Annotated in this window: 9 protein-coding genes; 6 read left to right on the forward strand and 3 right to left on the reverse strand. The window is 72.4% G+C overall.

Annotated elements, in window-relative coordinates; genetic code table 11:
• The first annotated feature begins 414 nt into the window (after positions 1–414).
• From OG689_RS29125 to OG689_RS29135, 3 genes are all read left to right on the forward strand, one after another.
• Positions 415–2,742, forward strand: a complete 2,328-nt coding sequence (locus tag OG689_RS29125; protein ID WP_266323826.1) for a M4 family metallopeptidase — start codon at positions 415–417, stop codon at positions 2,740–2,742.
• A gap of 329 nt (positions 2,743–3,071) precedes the next feature.
• On the forward strand, positions 3,072–4,382 hold the full coding sequence (locus OG689_RS29130; protein ID WP_266323827.1) for an ammonium transporter: 1,311 nt from the start codon (positions 3,072–3,074) through the stop codon (positions 4,380–4,382).
• Positions 4,383–4,388: 6 nt separating this feature from the next.
• A complete protein-coding gene (locus tag OG689_RS29135) occupies positions 4,389–4,727 on the forward strand; it encodes a P-II family nitrogen regulator (RefSeq protein WP_266323828.1) in 339 nt (112 codons plus the stop codon).
• 113 nt (positions 4,728–4,840) lie between these two features.
• On the opposite strand, the gene OG689_RS29140 is transcribed toward OG689_RS29135, so the two are convergent.
• Positions 4,841–5,686: a hypothetical protein gene (locus tag OG689_RS29140; protein WP_266323829.1), complete on the reverse strand. Its 846-nt coding sequence runs from the start codon at positions 5,684–5,686 to the stop codon at positions 4,841–4,843.
• Positions 5,687–5,858: 172 nt separating this feature from the next.
• The gene (locus tag OG689_RS29145) at positions 5,859–6,380 is read right to left on the reverse strand and encodes a SigE family RNA polymerase sigma factor (protein WP_266323830.1); all 522 of its coding nucleotides are present in this window, start codon (positions 6,378–6,380) and stop codon (positions 5,859–5,861) included.
• 351 nt (positions 6,381–6,731) lie between these two features.
• On the opposite strand from OG689_RS29145, the gene OG689_RS29150 reads away from it, so the two are divergent.
• The gene (locus tag OG689_RS29150) at positions 6,732–8,855 is read left to right on the forward strand and encodes a carbohydrate-binding module family 20 domain-containing protein (protein WP_266323831.1); all 2,124 of its coding nucleotides are present in this window, start codon (positions 6,732–6,734) and stop codon (positions 8,853–8,855) included.
• Between the two features lie 322 nt (positions 8,856–9,177).
• Positions 9,178–9,429 carry a hypothetical protein gene (locus OG689_RS29155; protein WP_266323832.1) on the forward strand — a complete coding sequence of 84 codons (252 nt, stop codon included), beginning with the start codon at positions 9,178–9,180 and terminating at the stop codon, positions 9,427–9,429.
• 64 nt (positions 9,430–9,493) lie between these two features.
• On the opposite strand, the gene OG689_RS29160 is transcribed toward OG689_RS29155, so the two are convergent.
• Entirely contained in the window at positions 9,494–10,240 is a 747-nt protein-coding gene (locus tag OG689_RS29160; RefSeq protein WP_266323833.1) for an SDR family oxidoreductase, read from the reverse strand.
• A gap of 692 nt (positions 10,241–10,932) precedes the next feature.
• On the opposite strand from OG689_RS29160, the gene OG689_RS29165 reads away from it, so the two are divergent.
• Entirely contained in the window at positions 10,933–11,976 is a 1,044-nt protein-coding gene (locus OG689_RS29165) for an alpha/beta hydrolase-fold protein (protein WP_266323834.1), read from the forward strand.
• Positions 11,977–11,994: the final 18 nt, after the last annotated feature.

Genomic DNA, 11,994 nt, shown 5'->3' on the forward strand with positions numbered 1-11,994 from the left:
GGGGGAGAGGGGCGGGGCGGGGCTCACGGGCCTGGCGCTGGTCAGTGCTTTCCCGGCGTGGCCGGGCCGCCCGGCAGTAATGAAACTCATCTCCAGAAGTGCCCCTGCCTGTAACACGGTTGGCATCTGCCGATGACCACCGGGGGTGGCACGAATCGGCCAATCACTGGCATGCATCTGTCATTCACGACTCGTTTGCTGCCACGATTCCTCCGGCTGCAGACGCGGGGGTCCCCCACCCTCCGATGCGGTCGCATCAGGTCAGGCAAGGCGCATCGCACTTCCTGCACCACTCCCGGATCACCGCACCCGCGCCGCGCACCGGCGGCGGGGGCGCCCCCACTGTGCCGCAACCCCGCGGCCAGGTTCTCTCCACCGTCCGCCAACCCGCGGCCGGTCGGAAAAGGAGTCCGTATGCCCCGCTACACCCATGCCCGGAAGGCCGCGGTTGTCATGGCCGCATCCACCGCGCTGCTCGTGACCGGCATGCCGGTCATCGCGCAGGCGGCCAGCCCCACGCCTTCCGCAGCCGCCGCCCAGACGGTGGCCGGCCGGGACGCGCTGATCGCCTCCGCCAACCAGCAGACCGCCTCGCTCGCCCAGCAGCTGGGTCTGGGCAGCCAGGAGAAGCTGGTCACCAAGGACGTCGTCCAGGACACCGACGGCACCCGGCACCTGCGCTACGAGCGGACCTACGGCGGACTCCCCGTACTCGGTGGCGACCTGATCGTGCACCAGAACGCGGCCGGCGCCACCCAGGGCGTCACCAAGGCCAGCGAGGCCGTGCTCACCGGCGTCAGCACCACGCCGGCGCTGGCCGCCCCGAAGGCCCAGGCCGCCGCGCTCGCCGCCGAGGCCGGCTCCGCCCTCGACACCGCCCCGCGGCTGGTCGTCTGGGCCGCCGACGGCGCCCCGAAGCTCGCCTGGGAGACGATCGTCTCCGGCAAGGAGAGCGACGGCACCCCGAGCCGCCTGCACGTCATCACCGACGCCGCGACCGGCGCCGTGCTCGGCAAGGCCGAGAGCATCAAGACCGGCACCGGCACCGGCGTCTTCGTCGGCAACGTGCCGCTGACCACCACGCTGAGCGGCTCCACGTACCAGCTCAAGGACGCCTCGCGCGGTGGGATGTACACCACCAACATGAACCACGGCACGTCCGGCAACGGCACGCTCTACACCAAGTCGACCGACACCTGGGGCAACGGCCAGGCCAGCAACTCGGAGTCGGCCGCCGTCGACGCCCAGTACGGCGTCGGCGCGACCTGGGACTACTACAAGAACACCTTCGGCCGCAACGGCATCCGCAACGACGGTGTCGGCGCCTTCAGCCGCGTGCACTACGACAACAACTACACCAACGCGTTCTGGGACGACGGCTGCTTCTGCATGACCTACGGCGACGGGTCGGGCAACACCCACCCGCTCACCGAGATCGACGTGGCCGGCCACGAGATGAGCCACGGCGTCACCGCGGCCACCGCCAACCTGAACTACTCGGGCGAGTCCGGCGGCCTCAACGAGGCCACCTCCGACATCTTCGGCACGATGGTGGAGTTCTACGCCAACCTGCCCACCGACGTCCCGGACTACCTGATCGGCGAGGTCATCGACCTCAACGGCAACGGCACCCCGCTGCGCTACATGGACAAGCCCTCCAAGGACGGCAGCTCGGCCGACTCCTGGTACTCGGGCGTCGGCAACCTGGACGTGCACTACTCGTCCGGTGTCGCCAACCACTTCTTCTACCTGCTGGCCGAGGGCAGCGGCGCGAAGGTCATCAACGGCGTCAGCTACAACAGCCCGACGGTGAACAACATCGCGGTCACCGGCATCGGCCGGGACAAGGCCGCCGCGATCTGGTACAAGGCGCTCACCGCGTACATGACCTCCACCACCAACTACGCGGCCGCCCGCACCGCCACCCTCAACGCGGCCACCGCGCTGTACGGCGCGAGCAGCGCCGAGTACAACGCGGTCGCCACCGCCTGGGCCGGCGTCAACGTCGGCGGCCTGCCGTCCGGCACCGTGACCGTCACCAACCCGGGCAACCAGAGCACCGCGGTGAACGGCACCGCCAACCTGCAGATCGCGGCCTCCGGCGGCACCGCGCCGCTGACCTTCACCGCGACCGGCCTGCCGACCGGCCTGTCGATCAGCTCGACCGGCAAGATCACCGGTACCGCCACCACGGCCGGCACCTACAACGTCACGGTGACCGCCAAGGACGCCGCCAACAAGACCGGCACCACCTCCTTCACCTGGACGGTGAGCACCGGCGGCGGCAGCTGCACCCCGGCCCAGCTGCTCGGCAACGCCGGCTTCGAGACCGGCACCGCCGCCCCCTGGACCACCACCAGCGGCGTCGTCGACAACAGCTCCGGCCAGGCCGCCCACGGCGGCTCCTGGAAGGCGTGGCTGAACGGCTACGGCTCCACCCACACCGACAGCGCCACCCAGACGGTCACCATCCCGGCCGGCTGCAAGGCGACGCTGAGCTTCTACCTGCACATCGACACCGCCGAGACCGGCAGCACCGTGTACGACAAGCTCGCGGTGACCGTCAACGGCACGGCCCTCACCACCTACTCCAACGTGAACGCCGCGGCCGGCTACCAGCTGCGCACCTTCGACCTCTCCGCCTACGCGGGCCAGAGCGTCACCCTGAAGTTCAACGGCACCGAGGACTCCTCGCTGCAGACCAGCTTCGTGATCGACGACACCTCCATCGCCACCAGCTGAAACCCGGGCCGGTGACGGCCAGGAGACAGGTGAGCACAGCATGACGGCAGGGCCCGGCAGCAACCGCTGCCGGGCCCTGCCCGTCGGCTTTCCGTCGTTCCCCGGGCCTTCGGCGGCCGCCCGCTTCCGGTGAGCGGACGGAAATGCGGCGGCAACACGAAACACGTCGGAAACACCGGTGTCTGCAACAAGAAATTTGGCCGGGCAACACTCTCCCATCCGACTCGCGCGCAAACCCCGTCCACCGGTCGCCCCTCCCCACCCTCCGGCGGCACCGGGTACGGCACCTCCGTCTGCGCGGGCCGCCGCTTGGGAAGGCACCGATCCGCATGCTCCTGGCTGAAACCAACACCGGACTCGACACCGGTGACACCGCCTGGCTGCTCGCCAGCACCGCCCTCGTCCTGCTGATGACGCCCGGCCTGGCGCTGTTCTACGGCGGCATGGTGCGTACCAAGAGCGTGCTCAACATGATCATGATGAGCTTCGTGTCGATCGCGGTGGTCACGGTGGTCTGGCTGCTGGCCGGCTACTCGCTGGCCTTCGGCGCCGACGCCGGCGGCTGGGGCCTGATCGGCGGCCTCGAACACCTCGGGATGGCCGGAATCACCCCCGCCTCGCTCACCGGCCACGTCCCGACCGTGCTGTTCGCGACCTTCCAGCTGACCTTCGCGATCATCACCGCCGCCCTGATCAGCGGTGCCATCGCCGACCGGGCCAAGTTCGGCTCCTGGGTGGCCTTCACCGCCGTCTGGACGCTGCTGGTCTACGTCCCGGTCGCGCACTGGGTCTTCTCGCCGGGTGGCTGGATCCTGTCGAAGCTCGGCGCCCTCGACTTCGCCGGCGGCACCGTCGTCGAGGTCAACTGCGGCGCCAGCGGCCTCGCCCTGGCCCTGCTGCTCGGACCGCGCCTGGGCTTCCGGAAGGAGGCCATGCGCCCGCACAACCTGCCGCTGGTCCTGCTCGGCGCGGGCCTGCTCTGGTTCGGCTGGTTCGGCTTCAACGGCGGCTCCGCGCTCGGCGCCAACGGCCTGGCGGCCTCCGCGGTGCTCAACACCCAGGCGGCCGGCTGCACCGGCCTGCTCGGCTGGCTGCTGGTGGAGAAGCGCCGGGACGGGCACGCCACCACCCTCGGCGCGGCCTCCGGCGCGGTGGCCGGCCTGGTCGCGATCACCCCGTCCTGCGGCAGCGTCGACCTGCTCGGCGCGCTGGTGATCGGGCTGGCGGCGGGCGTGGTCTGCTCGTACGCGGTCAGCTGGAAGTTCCGCTTCGGCTTCGACGACTCGCTCGACGTGGTCGGCGTGCACTTCGTGGCCGGCGTCATCGGCACCGTGCTGATCGGCCTGTTCGCCACCGCCACGATGACCGGCGGCCCGGAGGGCCTGCTGCACGGCGGCGGCCTGGCCCAGACCGGCAAGCAGCTGGTCGCGGTGGTCGCGGTCGGCGCGTACGCCTTCGCGATGACGTACGGGATCGGGCGGGCGATCGACCGGGTGATGGGCTTCCGTGCCCCGGAGGAGCACGAACTCACCGGCCTGGACCTCGCCGTGCACGCCGAGACCGCGTACGATCACGGCGTCCTGGGTCATGGAACGACGGCCCACGCCGTCGTGCTCACGCACTCGTCCGACAAGGCCTAGAGACGTATGAAGCTGATCACCGCGATCATCAAGCCGTTCAAGCTGGACGAGGTCAAGAACGCGCTGCAGGCCATCGGGGTGCACGGACTGACCGTCACCGAGGCCAGCGGGTACGGGCGCCAGCACGGCCACACCGAGGTGTACCGGGGGGCGGAGTACCGCATCGACCTCGTCCCCAAGGCCCGGATCGAGGTCGTGGTCGAGGACGAGGACGCCGACCGGGTGATGGAGACCGTGGTGGCGGCCGCCCGGACCGGCAAGATCGGCGACGGCAAGGTCTGGATGGTGCCGGTGGACGGCATCGTGCGGGTCCGCACCGGCGAGCGCGGCCCCGACGCGGTCTGAGGCCGCCCGCTGCCGGGCCGCGGCCCGGCGCTCCCGCCCGCCCGGGGCGTCCCGGGCGGGCTTCCGGCCGTTCCGGTCCCGCCGGCCGTTCCCGGTCCTCTCCGGCCGTCCGGTCAGGGGCCGTCCCGGTCGGCGGCGGCCGGGCCGCGGTCCATCCGGTCCTCGGCCAGGCTCTGCCAGCGGTAGTTCTGGGCGATCCACTGCCAGGTGCCCAGGTCCAGCGGCGGGTTCGTCCTGGTCCGGCGGCCGGACAGGGTCGGGTCGGTGGGCTCGTGCAGGGTGCCGTTGTGCACCGAGACGGCCACCCGGGTGCCGTCCGGGCCGGCGTACCAGATCCGGTAGGTGATCCAGCCGGTGGCGGACGGGTTGAGCACCTCGGTCACCAGGGTGCCGGGACCGGCCGCCTCGGTACGGCAGGTGTAGCCCGCGTCCGGTGCGGCGCTCGCCCGGGCCCCGCAGGAGGGGCCGGGCGCGGTGGAGGCCGGGCCGTGCAGTTCGACGGCCACCGTCACGGCGCCGTCGCCGTCGTCGTAGCGGACCCACAGGGCCGCGTCCCGCCGGGGATCCGGCCGGATCTCGTCCCCGAGGGGGTCGGACGTGACGGCCGCCCGGGGACCGATCAGTTCGGCCAGCGCCTTCTGCATCGCGCTCTCCAGCGCGGTCGTGCTCGGCGTACCGGCCGTCGCGGACGGCGGGGTGGTCGGTGCCGCGCTGGTCGGCGCCGGGACCCGGTCGGCCGCGGCGGCCGGGCCGGCCGGGCGCTCGGGCAGGCCGAGGACGGCGCCGGTCAGGGCGAGGGCACCCACCGCGACCACCGAGCCGGCGATCCGCAGCCGGCGGCGCAGCAGCAGCCGGCGGCCGCGCAGGTTGGCCTCCGCCACCATGACGGCGACCGGGGGGCGCAGGTCTTCGACGCTCTCGGCCAGCAGCCTGGCGAGCTCGTGCTCAAGGTCGTCCAAGGCCGGTCCTCGGGGTCGGTTCGGTGGGGTCGGTGGTCTGTCGCGGGTCGGTGCCGGGTGGCGGGTGCCCGGGTGGCGGGTGCCCGGGAGGTGGGTGCCGCGGCGGTGCCGGCGGCGGGCGCCCCGGTGTCCGGTGGTACGGGCTGGGCGGCCGGGCCGTACGGGTGCAGGCTCAGGGCTGCAGCAGCAGCTCGCGGTCCTCGGCGAGGATCTCGCGAAGCCGGGAGAGCGATCGGGTGCTGAGGCCCTTGACGGCGCTCTGGCTGGTGCCCAGCATCTCGGCGACGGCCTCGATGCTGTGGTCCTCCAGGTAGCGCAGGACGACCACGGCCCGGTTTCGCGGCGGTAGTTGGCGCAGGGCGGAGACCAGGGTGAGTCGCAGCTCGGTACCGGGCCCGGTGAGGTCGTCCAGGCCGGCGGGGGAGTCGGGGACGTCGGCGACCGCGATCTCGCCGGAGCGCCGCAGCCGTCGGTGCGAGAGGTAGCAGCGGAGCAGCACCTTGCGGGCGTAGGCGTCCGGCGAGGGGTGGTCCTCGTCGTGGTGGAGCCGGTCCCAGACGGCGTACATCTTGGCCAGGGTGGTCTGCACGAGGTCCTGCGCCTGGTGCCAGTCGCCGCACATCAGGTACGCGACCTGGAAGAGCCGGCCGGCCCTGGCGGCAGCGAACTCCTCGAAGCCGATCACCTCGTCCATGCCCGTCCGCCCCTCATGCCCGTCCCCCCATGCCCGTCCACCCCCGTGGCCGGCTCGTGCCCGTGCCGTGCTCTCGTGCCCGTGCCGTGCTCTCGTCCCCGTGTCGTGCCTGCGTCCCTTACAGGTACCTCACGCGTCGGTGCGGCAAAAGGTCTCACGGGACTTCCGCCGGAAGTCCGAATCGTTGCGTACAGGAGTCTTGACGCCCTGTCGCAGCGGTCGTAGGTTCGGCGCTGCAAGTTTGCTGAAACTTTCAAGAAACTTGCGCAAGACGATTTCCTGCCCCCACCCGTCCGTGCTCCCCGCAAGCAGGGACGGCCCAGGCTGCCACCTCAGCCCCCAGGAGACACCGTGGTCACCGCTACCCCTGTCCGCCGGCGTGCCCGCGTGGCCGGAGCGCTCACCGCTTCGGCGGCGCTCGCGCTCTCGGTCACCGCCGCGCTCAGCGCCGCCCCCGCAGCCCAGGCCACCCCGCCGGGCAGCAGAGACGTCACCGCCACCCTCTTCGAGTGGCGCTTCGACTCGGTCGCCAAGGCCTGCACCGACACCCTCGGCCCCAAGGGCTACGGCTTCGTCGAGGTCTCGCCGCCCCAGGAGCACATCCAGGGCTCCCAGTGGTGGACCTCCTACCAGCCGGTCAGCTACAAGATAGCCGGGCGTCTCGGCGACCGGACGTCCTTCCAGAACATGATCAACACCTGCCACGCGGCGGGCGTCAAGGTGATCGCCGACTCGGTGGTCAACCACATGTCGGCCGGCTCGGGCACCGGCACCGGCGGCACGAACTACACCAAGTACAACTACCCCGGGTACTTCCAGGACCAGGACTTCCACTCCTGCCGCAGCGCGATCAGCAACTACAGCGACCGCTCGAACGTCCAGAACTGCGAGCTGGTCAACCTGTCGGACCTCAACACCGGCAGCGCGTACGTCCAGCAGACCATCGCCAACTACCTGAGCGACATGGCCGGGATGGGCGTCGACGGGTTCCGGATCGACGCCGCCAAGCACATCGCGGCCAACGAGCTCGCCGCCATCAAGGCCAAGATGACCAACCCCTCCGCCTACTGGGTGCAGGAGGTCATCTACGGCGCCGGCGAGCCGATCCAGCCCTCCGAGTACACCGGCACCGGCGACGTCGACGAGTTCCGCTCCGCGACCTGGCTGAAGAGCGCCTTCAACGGCGGCAGGATCTCCGACCTGTCCACCTGGGGCAGCGGCCTGCTCGGCAGCTCGCAGGCCCGGACCTTCGTCGACAACTGGGACACCGAGCGCAACGGCTCCACCCTCAACTACAAGTACGGCAGCGCCTACACGCTGGCCAACGTCTTCCTGTTGGCCAACCCGTACGGCGCGCCGAACGTGTACTCCGGGTACGCCTTCGCCGGCAACGACGACGGCCCGCCGAACGGCGGCACAGTGAACGCCTGCTACAGCGACGGCTGGAACTGCACCCACGCCTGGCGCCAGGTCGCCAACATGGTCGGCTTCCGCAACGCGGTCTCCGGCACCGGCATCACCAACTGGTGGTCCAACGGCAACAACGCCATCGGCTTCGGCCGCGGCGGCAAGGGCTACGTGGCGATCAACCGCGAGTCCGGCGCCGTGACCCAGACCTTCCAGACCTCGCTGCCGGCCGGCACCTACTGCGACGTCCAACACGGCGACCCGACCAGCGGCGGCGGCTGCAGCGGCCCCACCTACACCGTGGGCGGCGACGGGAAGTTCACCGCCACCGTGGCCGCCGGGGAGGCGGTGGCGCTGTACGTCGGCGCGAGCGGCGGCACGGCGAGCCCGAGCGCGAGCCCGTCGGCCAGTGCCTCGCCGACCGCCGGCGCCAACAGCGCGACGATCTTCTACAGCACCGACAAGAACTGGTCCGCCTACAACCTCCACTACGCCCCCACCGGCGGCACCTGGACCACCGCGCCCGGCGTCGCGATGGACGCGGCCTGCACCGGCTGGGTGAAGAAGACCGTCAGCCTGGGCAGCGCGACCGGCCTGGCCGCCACCTTCAACAACGGCTCCGGCACCTGGGACAACAACAACAGCGCCAACTACGCGCTGGGCACCGGCAACGTGACCGTCAAGGACGGCGTGGTCGGCAGCGGCGACCCGTGCGGCACCGCCACCACGACGCCCACCGCCACCGCCAGCCCGTCCGCGACGGCCACCGCCGCCACCAGCGGTGCCTCCTTCGCGGTGAACGCCACCACCGTGACCGGCCAGAACATCTACGTGGTCGGCAGCAACGCGGCCCTCGGCAGCTGGGACCCGAGCCAGGCGCTGCCGCTCTCCTCGGCCGCCTACCCGGTCTGGAAGCTGGACGTCGCGCTGGCGGCCGGTACCGCGTTCGAGTACAAGTACGTCCGCAAGGACGCGGCCGGCAACGTGACCTGGGAGTCCGGGGCGAACCGCACCGCGACCGTGCCGGCCTCCGGCAAGGTGACGCTGAGCGACACCTGGCGCGCCTGACCCCGTCGTACCCGCCACCGCCGCGAGCGCGGCGGCCCCGACCGCCGGCGCCGGCCACCCCCGGCGCCGGTACCGGGCCGGATCCGACTCCGGCCCGACCCCGGCCCGCCCGGCTCTGACACCGGGCGCGACCCTGTACGGCCGTCCCGCCTCCCGGTCACCGGTGAGGCGGGGCGGCCGTCGGTCGTGGGGCGCCGTCGGGGTCGGCCCCGGCCCGGGGCCGGCGGTGGTTCGTCAGCTTCGCGCCTCGGGGATTGCCTCGGACGAGTGGCTTCGCGCCGTCAAACCACCCGCACGGGTCGGAGGCTGGCAGATTGGGTGAATGGCCCCCACCACCCCCAGCAGTCCCGCCACTCCCAGCAGTTCTGCCATCCTCGACGTCGAACTCTGCGGCGGACGCTGGGACGGCCACCGCAAGCGGGTGAACGCCCTCGCCCCGCCGCCCTCCCTGCGGATGGTGCTGCGCGCCGAACTGCCCGCCACCGAGCGGGGCGAGTACTGGCCCACGACCAGCGTCTACCGCCTCGACCAGGACGGCCGCGCCTGGCACTACCGGCACTCCCACGACGAGTGAGGACCGGCCGGCGCGGAACGCCGGCCGTCCGCCGTACCGGCCGGCGGTGGGCCCGTGCGCCCGGTCAGCCCCGCCCGATGTAAGGCATCGCCGACGCCATCACCGTCGCGAACTGGACGTTGGCCTCCAGCGGCAGCTCCGCCATGTGCCGCACGGTACGGGCGACGTCCGCGACGTCCATGGTCGGCTCCGGGGCGATCCGCCCGTCGGCCTGGCGGACGCCGCTGCTCATCGCGGCCGTCATGTCGGTCGCCGCGTTGCCGATGTCGATCTGCCCGCAGGCGATCCGGTACGGGCGGCCCTCCAGCGAGAGCGACTTGGTGAGGCCGGTGACCGCGTGCTTGGTCGCGGTGTAGGCGACCGAGTGCGGGCGCGGGACGTGCGCGGAGATCGAACCGTTGTTGATGATGCGGCCGCCCTGCGGGTCCTGGCCCTTCATCAGGCGGAAGGCGGCCTGGGCGCAGAGGAACGCGCCCGTGAGGTTGAGGTCGACCACCGCGCGCCACTGCGCGTGCTCCAGGTCCTCGACAGGGGTGGGGGCGCCGAAGGTCCCGGCGTTGTTGAAGAGCAGGTCGAGCCGGCCGAAGCGCTCGGCGGTCTCCGAGAACAGGGCGTCGACCGCCACGGGGTCGGTGACGTCGGTGGGGACGACCACGGCGTCGCCCCGCTCGCAGAGGCCGGCCGTCCCGCGCAGCGGCTCGGCCCGCCGCCCGGCGAGCACCAGCTGCCATCCGGTCGCCGCGAGCTCGCGGGCCACGGCCCGCCCGACGCCGGTGCCGGCTCCCGTGATGACGGCGATCTGCTGGGGCATGGCGGGCTCCTCGTCGGGCGTGCTGGTCCGGTCACGGCGGGCTCCCGGTGCCGGTCACCGGGGGCGGTACTCCTGATGATCGGCGATCGGCGGCCACCGCGTCACTGGTGGGAGGTGCCGAAGATCGGCGCGGCGGGCCCGGGTCCGGCTGGCGGGACGTCCCGAAGCCCGGACCTCGCACCCCGGACCTCGCACCCCGGACCTCGCACCCCCTGCCTCGCACCCCCGGACCTCGCACCCCCCTGCCTCGCACCCCCGGACCTCGCACCCCCGGACCTCGCACCCCCCCGCCTCGTCGTCCCGCCCTGTCGTCCTGCCCCCACAGTCCGGCCCACCGTCCGTCCCCCCGTGTCCGGCCCCGACGGGCCCGCCCCGGGAGCCCGTCCGGCCTCCGCGCCGGGCACCCCTCCGTTCGGCGGGGGTCGCGCGGCCGCACCCCCGCCGAACGGCAGGGGGACGGCCCGCCGGCCCGCCGGATCCGGTGAATTCCACGGGACGCCACGTCGGCGGGCGCAACCGGGCCGCCGGGGGGCACGTCATAAGATCGCGGGGAGGCGCGCCGCCCCTTGCGGGACGGCGCGCAGTACCGGGGTCCGCGCCACCCGCCGCCCCCGGCCCCGCCACGGCCCCACCCGGGGGCCACCGCCGGCTCCCGACGGAGCGGGCGTGACACCGGTCGGAGAGTTCTCACCGTGCAGCCGCAGTCCATCCGTTCCCGTGCCCTCCTGACCGGCACCGCCACCCTCGCGCTGGCCGTCGCCCTGGCCGCCTGCGGGAGTACGAGCAGCACCGGGGCGGACCACACGGCCAAGGGCAGCCCGCCGGCCGGCGGCTCCGCGGGCGCGGCCGGCACCCCGAGCACCCCGCCCGCCACCACCGCGCCGCCCAAGCCCACCAAGGTGCTGATGCCGACCGGGCCGGCCGCCGCCTTCGGCAAGGCCCGCGACACCGCCGCCGGGCAGATCATGATGACCACGCTGGCCGGTCCCAAGTCGGGGGTGTCGGGCAAGGTGTGGGTCTGGCTGCCGCCGGAGTACAACGACCCGAAGTTCGCGAAGGCCGGGTTCCCGGTGCTGACCCTCTACGCGGGCGGCCAGAGCGCCGGCTACAACACCTGGACGGACAACCAGCTGCCGATCCAGGAGGCCGACGCCGAACTGTCCAAGCAGGGCAAGGCGCACCCCTTCATCATGATCATGCCGGTGCAGAACCTGGACTCCAACGAGGCCAAGGCCCTGGAGTGCAGCGACATCCCCGGCCAGCCCAAGATCGGCACCTGGATGGCCGAGGACATCCCCGACTTCGTACGGGCCAACTTCCGTACCCTCAAGGGCCGGGACGGCTGGGGCCTGATGGGCGCCTCCACCGGCGCGTTCTGCAGCGCCAAGCTCGCGCTCCAGCACCCCGAGACGTTCAAGGCGGCCGTCCCGATCGACGGCTATTTCAACCCGGACTCCCCGCTCTGGAAGGGCCACGACGCGGACCGGCTGGCCAACAGCCCCGATGCGCTGGTCGCCCAGGGCAAGGCGGACGTCCGGATGCTCGCCACCGCCGGCGGCGCCAACGGGTACGAGATGAAGCTGGTGAAGGAGTGGGTGGCGAAGGCGGCCGCCCCGCTCAAGGTGGAGTACTTCGAGCAGGCCGGGGGCAAGCACCTGACCACGGACTTCAAGAAGATGATCCCGGACACCCTGCAGTGGCTCAGCAAGAACCTGGCCGGGCCGGAGGCGGACTGACCGGGCGGTACCGGAGCC

It is taken from the genome of Kitasatospora sp. NBC_00240 (assembly GCF_026342405.1).
Classification (GTDB): Bacteria; Actinomycetota; Actinomycetes; order Streptomycetales; family Streptomycetaceae; genus Kitasatospora.